The sequence below is a fragment of the Cohnella sp. genome (assembly GCF_041641335.1).
In the GTDB taxonomy this organism is placed as follows: Bacteria; Bacillota; Bacilli; order Paenibacillales; family Paenibacillaceae; genus Cohnella.
In genome coordinates this window covers 65,577-85,460 of the sequence record NZ_JBEPYQ010000003.1, presented here as the reverse complement: position 1 = coordinate 85,460, position 19,884 = coordinate 65,577, and the positions used below count along the sequence as shown (strand labels likewise).

General features: G+C 59.6%; 24 protein-coding genes. 10 read left to right on the top strand and 14 right to left on the bottom strand.

The window, feature by feature from the left end; all coding sequences use genetic code 11:
- Nucleotides 1-9 precede the first annotated feature (9 nt).
- A complete protein-coding gene (locus ACESLM_RS01730; protein WP_372629401.1) occupies nt 10-1,047 on the bottom strand; it encodes a LacI family DNA-binding transcriptional regulator in 1,038 nt (345 codons plus the stop codon).
- 174 nt (nt 1,048-1,221) lie between these two features.
- On the opposite strand from ACESLM_RS01730, the gene ACESLM_RS01725 reads away from it, so the two are divergent.
- The 4 genes from ACESLM_RS01725 (at nt 1,222) to ACESLM_RS01710 (ending at nt 4,054) form a co-directional block, all read left to right on the top strand.
- Nucleotides 1,222-2,556 (top strand): LLM class flavin-dependent oxidoreductase, encoded by a 1,335-nt coding sequence (locus ACESLM_RS01725; RefSeq protein ID WP_372629399.1) that lies wholly within the window; start codon nt 1,222-1,224, stop codon nt 2,554-2,556.
- A 180-nt stretch (nt 2,557-2,736) separates the two neighbouring features.
- Nucleotides 2,737-3,150, top strand: a complete 414-nt coding sequence (locus ACESLM_RS01720; RefSeq protein ID WP_372629397.1) for a DUF5360 family protein — start codon at nt 2,737-2,739, stop codon at nt 3,148-3,150.
- Nucleotides 3,147-3,725, top strand: a complete 579-nt coding sequence (locus ACESLM_RS01715) for a TetR/AcrR family transcriptional regulator (RefSeq protein WP_372629395.1) — start codon at nt 3,147-3,149, stop codon at nt 3,723-3,725. Before ACESLM_RS01720 ends, ACESLM_RS01715 begins: the two co-directional genes overlap by 4 nt.
- On the top strand, nt 3,722-4,054 hold the full coding sequence (locus tag ACESLM_RS01710) for a DMT family transporter (protein WP_372629393.1): 333 nt from the start codon (nt 3,722-3,724) through the stop codon (nt 4,052-4,054). Before ACESLM_RS01715 ends, ACESLM_RS01710 begins: the two co-directional genes overlap by 4 nt.
- Before the next feature lie 7 nt (nt 4,055-4,061).
- Here the strand turns inward: ACESLM_RS01710 and ACESLM_RS01705 are convergent, their stop codons facing one another.
- The 4 genes from ACESLM_RS01705 to ACESLM_RS01690 form a co-directional block, all read right to left on the bottom strand.
- Nucleotides 4,062-5,096, bottom strand: coding sequence for an LLM class flavin-dependent oxidoreductase (locus ACESLM_RS01705; RefSeq protein WP_372629391.1), 1,035 nt, complete (start codon nt 5,094-5,096; stop codon nt 4,062-4,064).
- A gap of 177 nt (nt 5,097-5,273) precedes the next feature.
- Nucleotides 5,274-5,798 (bottom strand): hypothetical protein, encoded by a 525-nt coding sequence (locus tag ACESLM_RS01700; RefSeq protein ID WP_372629389.1) that lies wholly within the window; start codon nt 5,796-5,798, stop codon nt 5,274-5,276.
- Between the two features lie 85 nt (nt 5,799-5,883).
- Nucleotides 5,884-6,933, bottom strand: a complete 1,050-nt coding sequence (locus ACESLM_RS01695) for an ABC transporter substrate-binding protein (RefSeq protein ID WP_372629387.1) — start codon at nt 6,931-6,933, stop codon at nt 5,884-5,886.
- A gap of 99 nt (nt 6,934-7,032) precedes the next feature.
- Nucleotides 7,033-8,370: an O-acetylhomoserine aminocarboxypropyltransferase/cysteine synthase family protein gene (locus ACESLM_RS01690; protein ID WP_372629386.1), complete on the bottom strand. Its 1,338-nt coding sequence runs from the start codon at nt 8,368-8,370 to the stop codon at nt 7,033-7,035.
- A gap of 282 nt (nt 8,371-8,652) precedes the next feature.
- On the opposite strand from ACESLM_RS01690, the gene ACESLM_RS01685 reads away from it, so the two are divergent.
- Nucleotides 8,653-9,264 carry a TlpA family protein disulfide reductase gene (locus tag ACESLM_RS01685; RefSeq protein ID WP_372629384.1) on the top strand — a complete coding sequence of 204 codons (612 nt, stop codon included), beginning with the start codon at nt 8,653-8,655 and terminating at the stop codon, nt 9,262-9,264.
- Here ACESLM_RS01685 and ACESLM_RS01680 read toward each other — a convergent pair.
- The 5 genes from ACESLM_RS01680 to clpP form a co-directional block, all read right to left on the bottom strand.
- Complete coding sequence (locus ACESLM_RS01680) at nt 9,229-9,558, bottom strand: hypothetical protein (RefSeq protein WP_372629382.1); 330 nt, start codon at nt 9,556-9,558, stop codon at nt 9,229-9,231. The genes ACESLM_RS01685 and ACESLM_RS01680 overlap by 36 nt on opposite strands.
- Before the next feature lie 18 nt (nt 9,559-9,576).
- The gene (locus tag ACESLM_RS01675; RefSeq protein ID WP_372629380.1) at nt 9,577-9,987 is read right to left on the bottom strand and encodes a FixH family protein; all 411 of its coding nucleotides are present in this window, start codon (nt 9,985-9,987) and stop codon (nt 9,577-9,579) included.
- Between the two features lie 18 nt (nt 9,988-10,005).
- Complete coding sequence (locus tag ACESLM_RS01670) at nt 10,006-10,806, bottom strand: ABC transporter ATP-binding protein (RefSeq protein WP_372629377.1); 801 nt, start codon at nt 10,804-10,806, stop codon at nt 10,006-10,008.
- The gene (locus ACESLM_RS01665; protein ID WP_372629375.1) at nt 10,800-11,804 is read right to left on the bottom strand and encodes an ABC transporter permease; all 1,005 of its coding nucleotides are present in this window, start codon (nt 11,802-11,804) and stop codon (nt 10,800-10,802) included. Before ACESLM_RS01665 ends, ACESLM_RS01670 begins: the two co-directional genes overlap by 7 nt.
- Before the next feature lie 161 nt (nt 11,805-11,965).
- Nucleotides 11,966-12,598 carry an ATP-dependent Clp endopeptidase proteolytic subunit ClpP gene (clpP, locus tag ACESLM_RS01660; RefSeq protein WP_372629478.1) on the bottom strand — a complete coding sequence of 211 codons (633 nt, stop codon included), beginning with the start codon at nt 12,596-12,598 and terminating at the stop codon, nt 11,966-11,968.
- 206 nt (nt 12,599-12,804) lie between these two features.
- On the opposite strand from clpP, the gene ACESLM_RS01655 reads away from it, so the two are divergent.
- The 4 genes from ACESLM_RS01655 to ACESLM_RS01640 all read left to right on the top strand — a co-directional run bounded on the left by ACESLM_RS01655 (nt 12,805) and on the right by ACESLM_RS01640 (nt 15,860).
- On the top strand, nt 12,805-13,548 hold the full coding sequence (locus ACESLM_RS01655; RefSeq protein WP_372629373.1) for an RNA polymerase sigma factor: 744 nt from the start codon (nt 12,805-12,807) through the stop codon (nt 13,546-13,548).
- A gap of 57 nt (nt 13,549-13,605) precedes the next feature.
- Nucleotides 13,606-14,151 (top strand): adenylyl-sulfate kinase, encoded by a 546-nt coding sequence (gene cysC / locus ACESLM_RS01650; protein ID WP_372629371.1) that lies wholly within the window; start codon nt 13,606-13,608, stop codon nt 14,149-14,151.
- Nucleotides 14,148-14,900 (top strand): sulfotransferase family protein, encoded by a 753-nt coding sequence (locus ACESLM_RS01645; RefSeq protein WP_372629369.1) that lies wholly within the window; start codon nt 14,148-14,150, stop codon nt 14,898-14,900. Before cysC ends, ACESLM_RS01645 begins: the two co-directional genes overlap by 4 nt.
- Nucleotides 14,901-14,990: 90 nt before the next feature.
- Entirely contained in the window at nt 14,991-15,860 is an 870-nt protein-coding gene (locus ACESLM_RS01640) for a helix-turn-helix domain-containing protein (RefSeq protein WP_372629367.1), read from the top strand.
- A 17-nt stretch (nt 15,861-15,877) separates the two neighbouring features.
- On the opposite strand, the gene ACESLM_RS01635 is transcribed toward ACESLM_RS01640, so the two are convergent.
- The 4 genes from ACESLM_RS01635 to ACESLM_RS01620 form a co-directional block, all read right to left on the bottom strand.
- A complete protein-coding gene (locus ACESLM_RS01635; protein ID WP_372629365.1) occupies nt 15,878-16,285 on the bottom strand; it encodes a phytanoyl-CoA dioxygenase family protein in 408 nt (135 codons plus the stop codon).
- A 219-nt stretch (nt 16,286-16,504) separates the two neighbouring features.
- Nucleotides 16,505-17,050: a helix-turn-helix domain-containing protein gene (locus tag ACESLM_RS01630; protein ID WP_372629363.1), complete on the bottom strand. Its 546-nt coding sequence runs from the start codon at nt 17,048-17,050 to the stop codon at nt 16,505-16,507.
- A 48-nt stretch (nt 17,051-17,098) separates the two neighbouring features.
- Entirely contained in the window at nt 17,099-17,941 is an 843-nt protein-coding gene (locus tag ACESLM_RS01625; protein ID WP_372629361.1) for a phytanoyl-CoA dioxygenase family protein, read from the bottom strand.
- Nucleotides 17,942-18,063: 122 nt separating this feature from the next.
- Nucleotides 18,064-18,840 carry a phytanoyl-CoA dioxygenase family protein gene (locus tag ACESLM_RS01620; RefSeq protein ID WP_372629359.1) on the bottom strand — a complete coding sequence of 259 codons (777 nt, stop codon included), beginning with the start codon at nt 18,838-18,840 and terminating at the stop codon, nt 18,064-18,066.
- Nucleotides 18,841-18,984: 144 nt separating this feature from the next.
- Between ACESLM_RS01620 and ACESLM_RS01615 the strand changes: the two genes are divergently transcribed.
- Entirely contained in the window at nt 18,985-19,869 is an 885-nt protein-coding gene (locus ACESLM_RS01615; RefSeq protein ID WP_372629357.1) for a helix-turn-helix domain-containing protein, read from the top strand.
- The last annotated feature ends 15 nt before the right edge of the window (nt 19,870-19,884 follow it).

Here is a 19,884-nt window from a genome sequence, read left to right as displayed (position 1 = left end):
CCCGTTGAATTAGTTGCCGCTCGATTTGCGGATGACGAGCTCGGTCGGCAGCTTCTCGCGAATGAGCGCCGCCGGAGCGTCGGACTTATCCTTGTCCGCAAGCTGCGTCAGCAGGCGGTCCGTCGCCAGTCTGCCCATTTCGTAAAAAGGAACCCTCACCGTCGTCAGCGGAGGCTCCGTAAAGCTGGCCGCGTCGGAATCGTCGTAGGCGACGATCTTCAGATCGTCCGGCAGGCTGCAGCCCAGCTCTCTAAGTCCCTGCATCAACCCGATGGCCATCCGGTCGTTGCCGACGAAGATCGCGTCGAGCCGGCCGAGATCGCGATGCACCCGACTTGCCGCCCTCCGGCCGCTCGTCCGGCTGTAATTGCCCTCGTAGACGAGCCTGTCGTCCTCGGCGATGCCGGCCTCCAGCAGCGCTCTCCGGTATCCCGCCATTCTGTCGCGGCTGTTCGAATACTGCGGAGCGCCGTTGAGAAAACCGATTCTCCTGTATCCTTTGCCTATAAGATGCTTGACCGCGTCGTAGCTCCCCTGTTCGTGGTCCGCGGCTACGATGTTCAGCAGCGGATGGTCGAATCTCTGGTCCATGACGCAGAACGGTAGCCGCTCGTCCGCCAGCCGATGGACGGCTTGCTTCTCCTCTTCGGCGGCGCTGGAGCCGAGGATGATGCAGGCGTCCACGCGCTGCGTCCGATACAGAGAGACGTAGTCGTATACGGAGGTCGGATCTCTGAACAGCAGCAGCAGCCCGTATCCGCGCGAGTGAACGGCTTCCCCGATGCCTCCAAGCAGCTCGGAAAAGTAGTACGTCGAGAACAAATGAACTTTCGGCACATGGGGCAGCACGACGCCGAGGTTGCCGCTTCGCCCTCTCGCGAAGCTCGACGCCACCGCGTTCAACTCGTAGTTCAACTGCTTGGCCGCCTGAAGCACCCGCTCCCGGGTCGACTCCTTCATCGGCCCGATTCCGTTGAGCACACGGGACACGGTCGCCTCGGACACTCCGGCCAGCTTAGCGACTTCTTTGCGGTTCGTCAAAGTCATCTTCCTGTCTGAAAACGATTAATGTACGCGTGTACATTATGGCACGGCAAAACGAGAGCGTCAAGTGAAATTCGCAGCGCGCTACCGGGCCATTGACCGTACCTTCCTAAAATGTTACATTTTATTCATACTATTCTCATTTAAATACTTGTAATTGAACGGAGTGGAGAGAGGATGACCCAAAGAAGACAAATCAAGCTAGCCGCCTATCTGGTCGGCACGGGTATGCACGTCGCTTCGTGGCGTCTGCCGCAGGCGCCTGTCGACGCCAGCCACGATATTGATTATTACCGCGACCTCGTTCGGACCGCGGAGCGCGGCAAGTTCGACATCGCCTTCCTGGCGGACAGCCTCGCGATCAACGAGCAGTCCCACCCGAACATCTTGAACCGCTTCGAGCCGATCACGCTCATCTCCGCGCTGGCCGGCTCCTCCTCGAAGATCGGGCTCGTCGCCACGGCTTCCACCTCTTACATCGAGCCTTATAATCTGGCGCGCCTGTTCATGTCGACGGATCACATCAGCAAAGGGAGAGTCGGCTGGAACATCGTCACGACAAGGGACTTGTCGGGCAATACCGCCCGCAACTTCAATGCCGAGGAGCATCTGGACCACTCGTTCCGCTACGAGCGAGCCGAGGAGTTTCTGGAAGTCGTCCGGGGATTGTGGGACTCGTGGGAGGACGACGCCTTCGTCCAGGACAAGGAGAGCGGACGCTTCTTCGACCGCGATAAGCTGCACCGCATCCAACATCAGGGCCGTTTCTTCTCGGTGGAGGGGCCGCTCAACATCGGCCGTTCCCCGCAAGGCCATCCTGTGCTCGTGCAGGCCGGCAATTCGGAATCCGGACAGAATTTCTCCTCCAAGGTCGGAGAAGTCATCTTCTCTATCAAGTACAATATCGAGGATGCGCAAAGCTTCTACCGTTCCTATAAAGCCAAAGTCGCCGAGGCGGGCCGGAATCCCGACGACGTGTACGTGCTGCAGGGCATCTCCCCGATTATCGGGCGGACCGAGGAGGAAGCGCGCGAGAAGCAGAAGCGGCTCGAATCCCTGATTACGGAGGAGACGGGGATCGGTTTTCTCTCGGACTACTTCAAGAGCGTCGACTTCACCGGATATACGCTCGACCACCGCGCGAACGAGCTCGGACTCGGACAGCTCGACGAGGGCAAGTCCGACTACAAGAAGCACCAGCTTGTCATCGCCCGGGAGAATCCGACGCTGCGTCAAGTCTATTCACTGCTCACCGGCTCCTTCAGCGGGGACGGCTTCGTCGGCACGCCGGAGAAAATCGCCGACACGCTGGAGCGTTGGTTCACGGAAGGCGCCGCGGACGGCTTCATGCTGATGTCGCCCGTCCTGCCGGACGGCCTGGAGGACTTCGTTGATCGCGTCGTCCCCCTGCTTCAACGCCGCGGGCTGTTCCGCGAGGAATACGAGGGCAGCACGCTTCGGGAGCACATCGGCTTGCCGGTGCCGCCGAACCGTTTCGCCAGATCGGAATAACGCCTCTTCGCCGCCTTCGGGCCTAAGGGAAAACGTCCCGGGGTCCGGAGGCTTTTCCCTGCCTCCGCCCTGCGACGACCGCTCCGTTGACCTTGGTTCATCTTCGATTTATACTTTGGAAAACAAATAAGTCATTATGTTTTCCATGTTTTCTTCATCTTGAGACAATGGAGGCCGGACATGAGCCGTACGCTCAAAACGATGATGTGGCTGACCGACATCGGTTTTATCCTTTACTGGTTCGTCATCTGGATGGAGCTCATTCCTCCGGAATATCGGTACAAAGACTACGACAACGAGATTCTAGCCGCATGGAACGTCTCCTTCGCGCCGCTGGACCTGCTCATCTCCGCAACCGGCCTGATGAGCCTGGGATACTTGCGCGCCCAGAACCCGGCGTGGCGTCCGCTGTGCATCGTCTCTCTCGTCCTGACTTTCTGCTCCGGACTGCAGGCGATCGCCTTCTGGGCGATCCGGTCCGACTTCGATTGGATGTGGTGGACGCCTAATCTTTATTTGCTGCTCTATCCGTTGTTTTTCTTGCCCGCGTTGATTCGGGCCTCACAGTCCGGCTCGCAAGGGAGAACGCCATGAGAGACAGAATCCGCCAAGCGGCCATACAAGAAGTTCGACAGAGAGGCTTAAAGTTCTCGGTCAGGGAACTCGCGAACCGCCTGGGAATCAGCACGAAGACGCTGTATCAGCATTACGCGTCCAAAGAGCTGCTGATTGCAGAACTCGCCGATCTGTCCATTGCCGCCATGAAGGAACGCGAGGCTCAGGTACTGAACGACGCGGCAATGCCGCTGGTCCGCAAGCTCTACGAGACGCTAATCGTCGTGCCCCAAGCTTTCGCTTTCAGCGATACCCGACTTCTGAACGAGCTTAAGAACGCCTATCCCGTGCAATGGCGCGTGATCGACGAGTATAGGAACGAGGGCTGGGACAATATCCGCCAGCTTATCCGGCAAGGCATCGAAGAAGGCGCGCTGCGCCCCTTCGACGTCGATCTGTTCATTAACGCGTACGTAGGCGCGATCTATCGATTAATGGACCGCGAAGCCGCCGACGCCCGGCAGGGCGATCTTCCGCTGGGCGAGACGCTCGCGAGGACGGTCGAACTGCTGATCTACGGCATCGCGAACGGCAGAGAGGAGAATCTCCAATGACCAAAGCCTACCTATTCCTTGCCCTCGCCATCGCCAGCGAGCTGTTCGGCACTTCGATGCTCAAGGCGTCCGAAGGCTTCTCCAAGCTCTACCCCAGCATCGCTACGATCGCGGCGTTCTCGCTGGCGTTCTACTCGCTGTCGCTCAGCCTGCAGCAAATTCCGCTGGGCGTCGCTTACGCGATCTGGTCCGGCGTCGGCACCGCCCTGACCGCCGTCATCGGCATCGTCGTCTGGAAGGAGACGGCCAGCCTGACGACGGCGCTCGGCATCGTCCTCATCGTCGCGGGCGTCGTCGTCTTAAACTTGAAGGGCTCCGGCGCGCATTGACATTGACTCACGGGATTTGAACGGTCTCCCCCGCAACCGGCGACTCGGCGAACGCCTCCTTCAGCAGCTCGTAGGAACGCAGCCGTTTCGCCGCGTCGCGAATCGTAGAGATGACGATAAATTCCTTCACGCCGTATTTGGCCGCCGCCTCCAGCAGCCGCGCGCGCACGGTCTCCTTGGAGCCGTGGACGACGTAAGCCTGACGCGCGTCAATCGTATACTCTTCTTCCGCCTGCCTGCCGTATTCCTCCGCATGCTCCACCGTCGCCACCGTGATCGTTCGCCCGCTCTTCAAGTGAATCTTGACGATTCGGCATTGCTCCGCGATGCTGCCGGCTTCCTCATCGGTGTCGGCGACGATGACGGGAACGGCCAGCAGAGCTTCCGGAGCCCTCCCCTCTGCCGAACGGAACCCGGAGCGATAAGCCTCGAATGCCCGTACCGCTTCCTCTTCGTCGTTGTTGATGAACAGCGCGTACACGTAAGGCAGTCCCAGCTCCGCGGCGGTCGCCGCACTGGATGCGCTCGCCCCGAGAAGCAGCACTTCCGCGGGCACCCGAGGCACGGGGCTGGCCTTGAGCCCGGCAAACGGATGCTCCGGAGGCAGCCGGTCCCGCGTATAAGCAAGCACTTCCGCGATCTTCTCGGCAAGCGTCGCCTGATCGACCTTGCCCGCCTGCAGAGCGCGGATCGAGTGCGGCAGTCCGCCCGGCGCGCGGCCGATGCCCAGATCGACCCGTCCGGGGTTCAGCGACGCCAGCACGTTAAAGTTTTCCGCCACCTTGTACGGGCTGTAGTGCTGCAGCATGACGCCGCCGGAACCGACGCGGATGCGCTCCGTCTTGGCCAGCAGATGCGCGATCAGCACTTCGGGCGAAGAGCCCGCCACCAGGTCGGAATCGTGATGCTCCGATACCCAGAATCTGTAGTACCCCCACGCTTCCGCCCTCCTCGCCAGCTCTACCGTATGCTCGAACGCCTCCGTCGGATCTTCTCCTTTATTAATCAAAGTTTGGTCCAGTATGCTCAGTCGAATTCCCATGAAATTCAGCCTCCTCTAGGGCGTGTATGCATACTCCGAGGATCGCAGATTTTGCCGAATTTTCGTTCCATGCAAGGAACTTTTGTGAAGGCGTACCGGGGTACGTCAAGCAAAAGTGACGAAGCAGGGGGCGAAAAGGCGGTGATAGATGCCTCTGAGCGGGTTTGCATACACGCCCTAAGTCGTAAAATGCAGCAAATATTCGTCCAGTTCGATGCGAAGCGCGCTATTGAATACGTTCTTCGCGATCATCTGCCCGCCGAACGCGGTCAGGGCGACGATCTGCTCCGGCGTGTAATACTGGCCCAAGTGGGAGAACAGCGCGTTCGGCACGGCGTTCGGCTTGCTCGCCAAATACCTTCCGTATTGCTCCAGCGCCAATTCCTCGTCGTCCAGCAGAAGCTCGTCGGGGTTCTCTCCCCGATCGGTGAGCGACTTGCGGAAGTACGTCGAGTTCAGCAAGCTGTCCCCTTCCAGGGAAATCGCGTAGCAGAACACGATAAACGCCCTATGGCTAATAAATTGAAGCAATGCCTCGCGCAGTCTGTGCCACTCCTCGTATGCATGGTACGAAGGCAGATGGTGCAGCAGCGTCTTCTTCGCGTTCGTCACCGTACCGTTGATCCGGTATTGGCGTTCGTATTCGGCGCGCGCTTCGGGCGAAGCGTTCTCGTACGCAATCGGTTTAATGACCGCAATCATCATCGTCCCTCCGTTCATATGGAAACGACTGAAGGGCCGGGACCCGTTCAGGGTCCGGCGCTTCAGTCCGTATTGCCGAAATGTATTAATTGCCGTTATAGTCCGGAATCGCTTCGAAGAACAAGCGGTCCAGCAGTTCCTTCTCGTCCGTGGAAGCGTCGAGAATGCCTTGCGCCTTCTGTTCTCTGATGAAGAACTCCGCGTTCTTCTTGGCGTTGATCACGCCCGGCTTCCAATGGTAGGACTTGAGCAGCTTCTCGTTCGTCGCCGCATCGGCCGGCACGTACTTCTTGTCCGTCTCGATCTGAGCCGTCTCGGCCGCGTTGTTGCCGACCCATTCCGCCGATTTCAACAGCGCGCGCGTGATCGCGGCCGCCTTGTCCGGATCTTTCTTCGTGACGGCTCCGCTTACGACGGAGTAGCAGCAATAGCCGGATTTGAACGGCTCGTCATGCCCATTGCTGAGCAGCCGGACGAAGTTGCCCGTGTCGAGCGCTTGCTGCGCGGCAGGGTCCCATACGATGAACGCGTCGATATCGCCCTTGTCGGCGGCCGTCGACAGCTGCTGGGAAGGATACGCCCTCCAGTCGACGTCGGTCGGCTCGATTCCATTTTGCTTCAGCGCGATCGACAGCGTAATTTGCGGTCCGCCGCCGATAACGTCTACGCCGATCTTCTTGCCCTTCAAGTCTTGCAAGGTCGAGATTCCTTTGCCTTTAGGCGCGACCAACTGGATGCATCCCGCGTGAAGGCCGCCCGTCACCTTGACGTCCAGCCCTTGCTCGATCGGCTTGAACCAGGCGAAGTTGCCGACCGTTCCGTCTACTTTGCCGGAAGAGATGCCGGACTTCAGCGTCTCGAAGTCCATCTGCACCAATTCGACGTCGAGCCCCTCTTCCTTGAAAAAGCCTTTCTCGATCGCCGTATAGATCGGCGCTTCGCACGTACCCCCGGCATAGGCGAACGTCACCTTCTTCAAGGACTTGTCTCCAGAACCCGCATTCGACGAAGACGGGGATGCCGCCGCCGGACTCGACTCATTGTCGTTTTTGCCGCATCCGTTCAAGACGGCGATCGCCATCGTGACCGCGACAGCGGACAATATCCACTTGCTCTTGGCCAAATTGTTCTTCATTCCTGTTCTCCATCCTCCCGAATGAATGATTCCTATCTTCCCGCTGCGACTCTCCAGTCGCCTCTTGCGCTCCCTCCTTCCGAACCGCGGGCCTTCCATTTAGACGCCGCTGGGCTCGGCTGCCGCGACAGCCCGGCGAATCGCCTGCTCTAGATCGTCGATCAGATCCTGGGCATCCTCGATGCCGATGGACAGACGGATCAGATCCGGCCTCACCCCGGCCGCGAGCTGCGCCTCCGGCGTAAGCTGCGCATGCGTCGTGCTGCCCGGATGGATCACGAGCGACTTGGCGTCCGCCACGTTCGCCAGATGGGAGAACAGCTCCAGTCCGTCGATGAACCGGTTCGCCGTCTCCGGGTCGCCCTTCAGACCGAACGAGAAAATGGAGCCCGGCCCTTTCGGAAAATATTTTGCCGCCAGCGCCCGATACGGGTTGCCCTCCAGCGTCGGATAATTCACCCAGGCCACGTCGGGATGCCGGCTCAAATAATCGACGACTCGCAGCGTATTGGCCAGATGCTTCTCCACCCTGAGCGAGAGCGTCTCCAGCCCTTGCAGGAGCAGGAAGCTGTTGAACGGACTGATTGAAGCGCCGATGTCCCGCAAATACTGCACCCGAACCTTGGTGATGAAGGCCAGTTCCGCGAACTTCTCCACGTAGACGAGGCCGTTGTAGCTCTTGTCCGGCTCGGTAAATCCGGGGAACTTGCCGTTCGTCCAATCGAATCGGCCCGCGTCGACGATCAGCCCGCCGATCGAGTTGCCGTGCCCGCCGATGAACTTCGTCGCGGAATGCACGACGATGTCCGCCCCGTATTCGATCGGTCGAATCAGGTATGGAGTGCCGAACGTGTTGTCAACAATGAGAGGGATGCCGTTCTCGTGCGCAATGTCGGCTATACGTTCGATATCCGGAATGTTCAGCCCGGGGTTGCCGATCGATTCAAGGAACAGCGCCTTCGTCCTTTCCGTGATGGCGCGCCTGAAGTTGTCCGGATCGTCCGAATCGACGAACCTCGTTGTGATGCCCAGCTTCGGCAGAGTGACGTCGAACAGATTGTACGTGCCGCCGTACAGCGCGCTCGCCGAGACGATCTCGTCTCCGGAGCCCGCCAAATTGAAGATCGCGTAAGTCACCGCGGCTGACCCCGACGCCACCGCCAGCGCCCCGACGCCGCCTTCGAGCGCGGCGATCCGCTGCTCCAGTGCGTCGCTCGTCGGATTGCCGACGCGGGTGTAGGTGTGGCCGAATTCCTCGAAGTTGATGACCGAGCGCGCATGCTCCGTATTCTTGAACACGTACGAGGCCGTCTGATAGATCGGCACCGCCCGCGCTCCGGTAACCGGATCGGGCTGCTGGCCGGCATGCACCTGCAGCGTATCGAAACGCCATTTCTTCGAACCGTTGCCTTCTTTGGATGCCTGTTGCTCGCTCATCTTCGTTCCTCCCGTATTGAATCAAAAAAGAGACCGCGCTTCCCGAGGGAAAGCCAGTCTCCAGCGGTCTGGTCAACTTCTTCAGGCTAATTCCATTAATTCATGGTAACATTACCGGAATTATAAGATTATGATAACTCCGAATGTTTGCCGTTGTCAATCCTCATTCCAAATTTTTATTTTACTCTCAACTATTGACAAATCGGAAATCAACTAGTTAATTTAATTAAAACCAATTGGAATTGTTTGAATTAACCTTGAAGAAGAAAGCAGGAATCGCGAATGAGCAAATGGCGCAATTGGATAATCGTGACGGCGGCCGCCTTGTTATGCGGAATCATTCTGTTCCAGCAATCGTTCTCCGATCGCGGACAACCGGAGCGGCAGGCGTCCGGGCTGTCCGGCAACGGCAGCAACGAAGGCGAAGCAGCGGCTCTTCCCGAGAAGGCGGAGATCGGCTATCTCGCCCCCTCCTTCTCGCTGACCGGATTGGACGGCGGCACCTACTCTCTCGATGCGTTGAGAGGCAAGCCCGTCGTGCTGAATTTCTGGGCTTCGTGGTGCGGACCTTGCCGGGACGAAGCTCCCTTGTTCACGAAGCTGCACAAGCAGTATGGAGAGCGGCTGAGCATCCTCGCCGTCAATCTGACCGCGACCGACAGCGTGGAAGCGGCGCGCGAGTTCGCGGAGAGCTACGGATTCACGTTCCCGGTTCCGCTCGATTCGGACGGTACGGTCGCAGCCAAGTACGAGATCCGGCCGATTCCGACGACGATCTTCGTCGATTCCCGGGGAGTCATCACCGACGGCGTTCTCGGCGCGCTGAATTGGGAACTGCTGCACGAACGAGTCCTCCCTCTACTGGAATCGTCTGCGACCGATTCGGAAGGTTAAATATCCCGCGAATAGCGCAATAGAGCCGACAACCGCCGCCGCGCCCGCGGCGATGCCGAGGCCAGACAAGGACAGGCTTCCCGGCCCTTCTCCGCTCCCGGCCGAGCCTCCATCCGATACCGATGCGAGCTTGATCGGCTTGCCATCGTCCTCGGGCATCGCATGGCAAGCCGGAAACCCGCTTGCGAAGGAAGCCGTCGTCTCCTCCACGGCGCCCTCCGCCGCAGCGGTTCCGGCTCCCCAGACAATCCCGGCCAGCAGCAGCGCCGCTCCGATTGCGAACAACTTTCTCATCGCTCTCCCTCCTCTCTTCTACGAATGCACGCTGAACTCGAACGTTTTCATATCATGCAAGCCCTCCGCCGTCGTGACGTGCGCCAGCAAATAATAATCGCCCGCCTGGGAGAACTCCCCCCTGACGTAGTACTTGCCGTCTTCCTCCGACTTGGCGGATAGCTGAGCGTGCTGCTGCTCTCCCTTCGGCCAAATCTCGAAGACGACCGAGGCGCCCTTCACCGGCTCGGAACCTTGCTTCACGTCCAGACTCAGCGTGGAGCTGCCGCTGCCGGTCAGCTTCGCCGGCTCCGTGGAGAACCGGAGCTCCAGCGTCCCGATGTCCGAACCGGCCGCCGGCAAGCGGTCGCCCCCGCTCGCACACCCGCCCAGCGCAAGCGCAGCAAGCAGCAGCGCCGCTCCTCCCAGCCAAGGTTTGCGTCTTCTCATCGTTCGCCTCCCTCCTTCCTAGACGATATACTCCGGCTGGCCGATCTCCGGCACGAGCTGAAGCGACTCCAGAATGCGCGAGCGATATTCGAAGAACGAAGGGCTGTAGCGCACTCTGGGCCGCGGCAGATCGATGCGGATCGTCTCCTTGATCCGGGCCGGCCGCGGCGTCATGATGACGACGCGATCGCTCAGGTAGACCGCCTCGTCGATATCGTGGGTGACGAACACCATCGTCGTGCCCCTCTCCCGCCAGATGCGCAGCAGCTCATCCTGCAGATTCATCCGCGTGAAGGCGTCGAGCGCGCCGAGCGGCTCGTCGAGCAGCAGCACCTTCGGATGGTTGACGAGCGCCCGCGCCAATGCGGCCCTCTGCGCCATCCCCCCGGACAACTGATGCGGATACGCCTTCTCGAACCCTTTTAACCCGACCAGCTCGATGAATTTGTCCACCTCGCCCTTCCGTTCCTTCAGCACCCCTTGCGCTTCGAGTCCCGTCGCCACGTTCTTCCAGATCGTCTTCCAAGGAAACAGCGTCGGGTCCTGGAAGACGAGCCCCCGGCTCGGATGCGCGTCGTCGATCGGCTCCCCGTCCAGCTTCAACTGCCCGCCAGTCGGCTTGTCGATGCCCGCGATCAACCTCAGCAGAGTCGACTTGCCGCAGCCGCTCGGCCCGATCAGCGAGACGAACTCTCCTTCCCGGATGTCCAGATCGACTTTACTCAGCGCGATCACCGCCTGGTCCCCGTCCGTCCGGTCCTCGAACACGCGCGATACGCCGTTGATGGCGATCCGTCCGCCTTCCGCCGTTTTTACCATTTGATCAACCCCTTCTGCCAGATCAGCACCCGGTCGCGAATTTTGAACAGAATCGTAATGATCGTCGAGAACAGCACCGCCATAATGAAGAGCGCCGCGTACACCTTGTAATACTCCGCCCAGGCCTGAGCCCAGGTGATATAGAAGCCGAGACCGGCTTTCACCCCGATCATTTCGGCGACGATCAGGGTCACGAACGAAGTTCCGAGCCCCATGAACAATCCGATGAAGATGAGCGGGAACGCAGCGGGAAACGCCACGCGAAGCACGAGATACCGTTCGCTCGCCCCGAGCGTCCGCGCAACCTCGAAGAACGACTTGTTCACGCCGGCGATGCCGGACCAGGTCATGACCGTTACCGGAAACCACGTCCCGAGCGCGATCAGGAAAATGCTGGCCGTAAAGCTGCTCGGAAATACGATGAGCACGACGGGAATCCACGCGGTGGCCGGAATCGGGCCGATAAAACGGAGGAACGGGTTGATCCAGTACTGAAAATGCTTGTACCAGCCCATCAGCACGCCCGTCGCAAGACCGAAGACCGCCCCGATCAAGTAGCCGATGAAGAGCAGCCGCACGGAATACAGAATGCAGACGAGAAGCTTCTCGCGGTCGCCGATTACCGCATCCAGTATTTTGACCTGGGACGGAAAATAAGGAAGCGGAAGCGCGCCCGACTTCAGCGTCAGCAATTCCCATACGACGAGCAGGCCGATAATGAGCGTGATAATGTTGGAGAAATAGAGCAAGGACGCGAGCAGCTTCCGGCGGTAGAGCCCGGCGATCGCCCATGCCGAGAACAGCCCCAAGGCGATGAAGAGGATGACCGTGTACTCGCTCTCCGACGCGACGATCTGCACGTCTGGGACGAACGCGTGCACGAGCAGCGAAATAATGAGCGCCGCGGCCGGCAGCGCCAGCTTCGCGATGTCGGCGGGCGAAAGTTTGATCGACGCTTTGGCGTCCGCAGACACCCCGATTCGTTCCGCAACTTCCAAGTCGTTCAGCCTCCTGGTCCGAGGAATACAAAAGACCCCTCTCCATGGCAGGAGCAGGGGTCTCCGGTAAATCCGGTGGACATCCATGTTTGATTTTTCCAATAAACCAACTATATAGGTCGGTTTTATTGGTTAAACATTAACATGGATGGGCGAAGCTGTCAACCGGGAAGATCGGCGGTCGAGATGATACGGTCGATGATGCCGTATTCCAGCGCCTCTTCGGCGGACATGTAATGATCCCGCTCCACATCCCTCTCGATCCGCTCGAGCGGCTGGCCGGTATGATCCGCGAAAATCCGGTTCAGCTTATCCCTCGTCCGCAAAATCCTTTTGGCGGTGATCGCGATGTCGCTGGCCTGTCCCTGCGCTCCTCCGCTGGGCTGATGAATCATGACCTCGCTGTTCGGCAGCGCGAACCGTTTGCCCTGGGCGCCCGACAGCAGCAGGAAGGCTCCCGCGGACGCGGCCATTCCCATGCAGATCGTATGGACCTCCGGCTTGATGAACCGCATCGTATCGTACATGGCGAACGCCGACGAGATTGAGCCTCCCGGCGAGTTGATGTACATGCTGATCTCTTTGTCCGGGTCCTCCGCCGCCAGGAACAGCAGCTGGGCGACGACGCTGTTGGCCACCTGATCGTCGATCGCCGAGCCCAAGAAGATGATGCGGTCCTTCAGCAGGCGGGAATAGATGTCGTACGATCTCTCCCCCCGGTTCGTCTGCTCTACGACGTACGGCACATAATTCGTCATTGTTCGTTCCTCCGTTTTCCTGTTCGTATTGGGAATCGCAATTCACCCCGTAGACGAACGGACGCTTCGGAAAGATACGGGAGGTCCGGCGAATTCGTCTTTGCTCCGCGGCGAAAATCGAATACACTGTAAGGAAAAAAGAAAGTTCTATTTTTTCGGCGCTAGCGCGTATCCTTTGGCGCGCTTCGTTCGTTTACGGTAGCAAGACGAATTCCGCCTAGGCATACAGAGGAGGGAATGCCATGTACGCAAACCACACCGAAAGCGCGCGCGAGACGGAGGCGTCGACGGCAGTACGGAACGTCGCCGTTCTCCACGCCGCGCTGCGAAAATATTGCCTGTCCCTGACCGAGTCCGTCTGGGAGGCGGAGGATCTGGCCCAAGACGCCTGGCTCAAGGCGCTCGGCGGTCCACGCTTCGATACGCATCCGAATCCGGAAGCCTACTTGCTGCGGATCGCGAAGAACGCGTGGATCGACCGGGCCCGCCGCGGCGTCAAGCTGTCGCGCATCCTGAAAACCGTGCGTCCGCCCGAAGGGGAAGCGGCCTGCGGCGCCATGGAAATGGAGGCGGCCTTCCGCGCGCTGGCCGAGCATCTGCCGCCTCTGCAGAGAGCGGCATTCCTGCTTCGGGACGTGCTCGGCTATTCGAGCGCGGAGACGGCAGACCTGTTGCGCGTGACGGAAGGAGCGGCGAAAGCCGCCCTGCATCGGGCAAGAAGGAATCTTCCGCGGGTACAGGAGGATCTGGAGAACGGAGAAGTCGGGACTGCGGCCGATCAGCCCGGACTGGCCGCCTATGCGCGGACGATCGCGGCCGCATACGAAGCCGGCGACGTCGAGACGATGCTGGCGTCGTTCGCCGCGATCGACTCCGAGCCGGTCCCCGCGATCGGCCTGCTGCATTCGCGGCGGCTTCGGTCGGCCGTGTCTCGCCGGGCGGAAGCCCCGCGAGGGAACGCTCCTTGGCTCTCTCTCGCCGCGTAAATTAAGAAGCCTGTTTGTCCATACGCTTCGGCGCTCATCCGCATATGCTACAACGAGGTGAGCGCCATGCCGTTAGGAAACGGAACAATCGTCTGGTTCGTCGGATTGTCCGGATCGGGCAAATCGACGATCAGCAGAATCGTGGAGCGGCAGCTCCGGGAGCGCAACATCGCGCACGCCGTGCTGGACGGTGACGAGCTGCGGCAAGCTTTAAGCCCCGATCTGGGGTTCACTTACCAAGACAGGATGCAGCACATCCGACGAACGATATACATGACCAGGCTCCTGTCCCGCAACGGAGTCGTCGTTCTTGCCCCCCTGATCACCCCCTATCGGGAAATGAGAGAGGAATGCCGTAGAGAGCTGCCCTCCTATGAAGAAGTCTACGTGAAATGCCCGCTCGATCGATGCATCGAGAGAGACGTGAAAGGCTTGTATCGCAAGGCGATCGCCGGACAAATCCCCCGGTTCACGGGGATCAGCGACAGGTTTGACGAGCCGGACCATCCCTCCCTGGTCATCGAGACGGACAAGGAGACGCCGGAGGAGAGCGCAAGCCGAGTCGTCCGGCTGCTCCGTGACCGCGGGGTGCCGCTGACATGACAGCCGATTCTTCCAAGCCGTCCCCCTTGCTCTTTTTTATCCACATTCCGAAAACAGCCGGCTCGAGCATCCACCAAATATTACATCGGGAATACGGAGAGCGGCTGAGCCAAATCACCGAGCGGGAACTTCCGGAATGGGAAACGATGTTGTCGCGGCCGGATCACGGCCTGGATTGCGTATTCGGCCATTATTGGTTCGGCCTTCACGTCCATTCCGCCCGCCCTTATGAATATGCGACGCTGATGCGGCACCCCGTAGAGGCCATCTTGTCCTACTACTATTTCATCGCGCGTCAACCTGCCCACTGGCTTTATCCTTTCGCGCTGCAGCTGTCGATGAAGGATTTTTTCAAGCTGCCCGACGGAATCATGGACATGTTCTTTCGCAATTACCAATCCGTCTATATGCTGGGCGGCCCTCCCGTCTCGTGGAAAAATACGCTGAAGGTAGTGAATGCGCATTATCCGATCGTCGGAGTTTCCGAGCTGTACCACGAATCGGTGTATTTGTTGAAAAACAGATACGGCTGGAAATCCGCGGAGGTGTTCCGGGTGAACGCAACGCCGAACCGCCCGTCGATCGCCGAAATCGATCCCGAAGCGATCCTCCTGATCGAAAGCTTGGTCGAGCACGACCTGAAGCTGTACGGTTATGTCAGAGAACGTCTGGAAAAGGAAATTCAACGCTTGCCCCGCTGGCAGAAGAAGCAGCTTGAACGCTTCAAGGAGGAGGGGCGCCTGGATTAGCCGCCCCTCCTTAAATCAAGCGGGACTTGCAGGGCCGGCTCTTCCTCTTTATGATGAGGGGAAACGACAACGAATGTTACAGGAGGAGTCATGACGATCCGGTCGCTTGACGAGCTTATGCCTACCGTTAATTTCGCCAGCAGGGCGACGACGTCCGCCGATTCGATGTGGGGCAGGCGCGTCATTCCCGACAACCAGCTCTTCTACGTCGTATCCGGCTATGCGGAGCTGTCCGTCGGAGGAAAAACGTACGAGGTTAGAAACGGGGAGTGCGTGCATTACGGCCCGGAATGTCCTCACGAGCTGTTCGCGGCGGAACGGACGGACTACTACAGCATTCATTTCCATTGGCGGCACGAATCGACGGCTCCGGTCCATCCGGGGCTGTCGATCCGTTATGCCGGTCGGGAGGCACCGGACGGACAGCCGGTCCATCCGGCGCCCGTCATTCCGCCGTACGGCCCCGCGGCGCTTCCGACGCATTTTACCGTGTCGGGGCTGGAACCGATCATGACGAGGATCGTCAAGGAGTACGAGCTGGAGCAGCCGGGATACGGAGCCGCCCTGAGGGGGCTCATGACCCAGGCTTTGACGCATGTCTTCAGGCAGCTGCTGAACGTCCGCGCCGCGTCTACCGCCGGCAGCAAGATCGAGCCCGCCATCGCGGCGATGCAGGAGCAGCCGGGCAGAAACTGGACGGTGGCCGAGCTGGCGGCGACGTGCGGCTACCATCCGATTCATTTCTCCAAGCTGTTCAAGGAAGAGATCGGCCTGCTCCCGAAGCAGTACGTCATCGGCGAGCGGATCAAGCAGGCCAAGCGAGCGCTGCTTCAAGGCGAGAAAATCGAGTCGCTGGCCGAGCGCCTCGGATTCACGAGCATCCACTATTTCAGCCACCAGTTCAAGAAGCTGACCGGGCTGACTCCGACCGAGTTCCGGATGCAGGGCAAGGACGCTTAGGAGGGAAGAACGCCTCCCTACTCTTTCTTCTGAACGACCGGCATCATCATGCCGTCCTCCATGCCCATCATGCGGACGCTGTCTCCTTCCTCCTCGCCCTCGGACAAGAACACTTCCGTGCCGAAGGCAGGCTCCGCGTAGGGCAAGTGCGTGCGGCCGCGGGCCAGAATGTGCCGGTAGTTGCCCGTTTCGCCCTCGTAGCCGTCGTGGTCCCAAGGAATCCAGGAACGGGCGTTGCAGTAGTGGCATACGTAAGAGCGGCGGAACCGATCTGCCGTCCGGTTCGGGTACGAACGGTGCAGCAGGTGCGAGTGGAAAAACAGTACGTCGCCGGGACTCAGCGGCACCGGAATCGGAGGCGGGTACTTCGCCACGACGCGCGACAGCGTATTCGCCTCGTCGTCGAGATGGCTGACGTTCTCCACGCCGTGCAGATCCTTGAACGCGTCAACGGCGTGGACGCTGCCCGAATATTGCGATAATGAACGTAATCGTCCACGCTGACCAAATGCCGGTTGTCGTGCTCGCGCGACTTCGGCGTATAAGGAATCCCCATTTTCCCAAACCCTCCATGATCGTCGTTGCCTTTATTGTGCAATATGGCGAACGGACCCTCAATGGACGGAACCTCGATTTCGGGGTGTTTATTTGATCTGTTCGTTCACGAGAACATGCCGATTGGCGGATACGGAAGCAACCGTATCGGGAGCCGGCAGCGCATGCCGGGCCAGAGAATTCTCGCAGCGCTCGATATAGGACGAGGCCGTCATCCCCCGCAGACGCTTGTACATTTTGGAGAAATGGTGCTCGTCCCGAAAGCCGACCCGGTACGCGATCTGCTTGACGGTCCACCGGCCGCTCAGCATCAGCAGCTCCGCTCGCCGCAATCTCCGCTCGAGCAACGCCCGCTTCGGCGACATGCCGACGGAAGCGACGAACATCCGCGTGAAATGCTCGTGGGACCACCCCGACTGCCGGGCGATCGCTTCGATCGTAATCGGCTCTTCGAGATGCTCCTCCATATACGTCAGCGCCTGCGATATCGGCAGCGGCAGCGGCCGGGCGAGCTCCTCCAGCGCGTTGTCCGCGGAAGCGCACAGCTCCTCCAGCGCCGACGACAGGAGCACGGCGAGCCTCCGCCCCTTTCTCTCTATTTTCTCTATCGTAAGGAATGCAGCTTGTTCCCGCAACGGCAAACCCCCTCCGTCCCGAGCGGGAGGAGGGGCTCCTGGCTGCAATCAGCTCGCGCCGACGGTCGAATAGACGACCGGGAAGTGCTGCCCTTGCAAAATATCGCCTTTGTTCACGCCGACATAAGACAGCATGACATGGTCGCTCGACGGCACGTACCTCGTATGACCCGGCATGTAGTGGACGGCGATCGCCCGCCGCTTCTTCTCGGACCGGTTGTTGGGGCTGCCGTGCCAGGTCAGGCTGTGGTGGTAGCCGACCTGCCCTTTCTTGATCTCGAACGGCACCGCCTTGACCTCCGCGCCTTCCGGCAGCAGCTCCGGGCGGCGATGGTACGGCATGAACTCCTTGTCGCTTGCCAAATATTTCTGCTGATCGCCCCACTTGTGGCTGCCTGGCACCATCCACATGCAGCCGTTCTCGACGACCGCGTCGTCAAGGGCGACCCAGGCGCTGACGAGATCGGCCGGCTGGATGATCGGCCAGAGCGGATGATCCTGATGCCAGGCGGTCGGTCCGCCCGTCACCGGAGGCTTATATTGGATCTGGTCGTGCCAGATGCGCACCGTATCGGTGTTGCACAGCTGGGCGATCTCCTCGACGATCGTTTTGTTCGCGGCATGCTGGAAGAACGCGTCGCTGGCCATCCAGATGTTGACGATCTGAATGACTTTCTCGTTCACGATCATTTTCATTCCGTCGTAGGGAGTCGCTCCCTCTTCTCCGTCGGCCAGCATGTTGTGGGCCAGAACGGGCTTCTTCACCGATTTCCCCGCCATGACCAGCCCCAGCTCTTCGCGAAGCGCTTCCACCTCGTCGTCGTTTAAGACGACTCCGCCTTTCAGAAAACCGTTGCGTTCGAATTCGGCCAATTGGCTATCGTTCAACATCGGACTCAACTCCCCAGCTCTATTTGGATTTGTGATCCATGGCTTCATCATAAGAGTTTCGGGTTCCGGTGTATTTCCGATAAACCAAGTTTCATTTGCGTTTTTCTTGTCTCTTCGGTCGGCTAGCCTACAATTCGATAGTCGGGCTTCACCTTGTCGAAGTTGGGATTTTCCCCGCTGATCATCAAGCCCATGCCCCAATCGAAGTGCACGTTCTCGGTCGGAAAATCGGCCGGATCGCGGTACTGGAACAGCACGTTCCTTCTCGTCCGCTCGCTCCGGTTGGCCGCCGAGCCGTGAATCGTCAAGTAGTTGAAGAACAGCACGTCTCCGGCTTCGGCCTGGCACAGCGTACCGTCCGAGATCGGATAAGTCTTGTGATCGAGGTAGTGTCTGCCGACATGGGGCAGCGGGCCTTGCTTGTGCGATCCCGGGACGACCCTGAGGCAGCCGTTCTCTTCGTCCGCGTCGTCCAGATGGATGCTGGCGGCCAGCATCGTATGCTTCTCGTGAGGAAAATAAGGCTGATCCTGGTGCATCGGGAAAGCCGCGCCGTTCTCCGGCGGCTTCACAAGCATCTTGGAGTGGTGCAGCTGCACGTTCGGACCGATCAGCTTCGTCAAAACCGACGCCATGTTCGGATGGATCGCCGCGCGCATGAACGCCGCATCGTGGTAATGAACGTCGTGGAAGCCTTTCAGCACGAGCTTCTTCAGCTGCTCCGGAGGCAAGAAGTCGCCCTGCCAGGCCGCGTTCTCGTCCCGGTTGGCCTCGGCCGCCCTTTGAATAATGCCGTCCACCGCTTTGCGCATCTGCGCGACCTCTTCCGAATTGAAGACGCCCTTGACCAGCAAATACCCGTTATCTTTGTAAAATTCCGCATCCTCCGCATGTATCATGCCGATTCCTCCCTATGCAACGATAAGCTTGAAATGTTTTGCGTTTCGGCTTTATTGTATAGCTAGCGGACAGAAACGGTCTTTGACTGCAGGCGACTGTTTTTTGCACAATAAGGACATAAAGATCGGAACGGGGGGAGAAAAATGGATCTCGGCAACGAGACGCAGGCACTGTTGAACGAGCTGGCGGCGAACGTGCGGACGGGGAACGGGACGGATTTGAAAATTCATTACTGGGGAGTCAACCCCCGCCATTTCAGCAATTCGACGCATAGGCATTCCTTTTTCGAAATTTGCTACGTCCTGGAAGGAGAAGGGGAATATTCGGAGAGGGGAGTCGATTATTCCTTGCGGGCGGGAACCCATTTCTGCTCCAGGCCCGGCATCGATCATCAGATCCGTTCGCGGGACGGCATGTATTTGCTGTACGTCGCGTTCGAAGCGGACGAGCGCGGCTCGCGGGACGAGGCGATCGAACCGTTCCACGCCCTGGCCGGATACGGGGAAGCGTGCGTTCACGACGACGAAGGAAATCTGCCGTCTTCGCTGTTATGGAAAAGCTTGCTGCTGTGCGAAGAAGGCAGAGGCCGTCTGTCTCCGGATGCCTTGCGGGCAGCCGCCGGCGCTCTGCTGCTGAGCTTCCCCAGCCTCTTCGGCAGCGAGGCCTCCACACCGGCACGCTCGTCGGGAAGCTCGGACGTCCTGCTGCGCCAGGCCAAGCTGTACATCCGGGACAATCTGTCCCGCGATCTGAGCCTGCGGGAGATTGCCGGCAACCTGAACGTCTCGGAGCGCCATCTCTCCCGCCTGTTCTCGGGGGGCATCTGGGAAAACTTCACGAACTACGTTCGCAGCGAGCGCGTTCGAAGGGCGGCCGAGCTGCTCGCCGGAAGCGATCTTGCGATCAAGGAAATCGCCGAGGCGACGGGCTTCTCGTCGGTCCACTACTTTACGCGCGTATTTATTCGCGAGAGGGGGCTGGCTCCGGGCCAGTTCCGGCGCAAACACGCCGGTGCTTCGCCGAATTAGCCGCAGAGGTTGGGG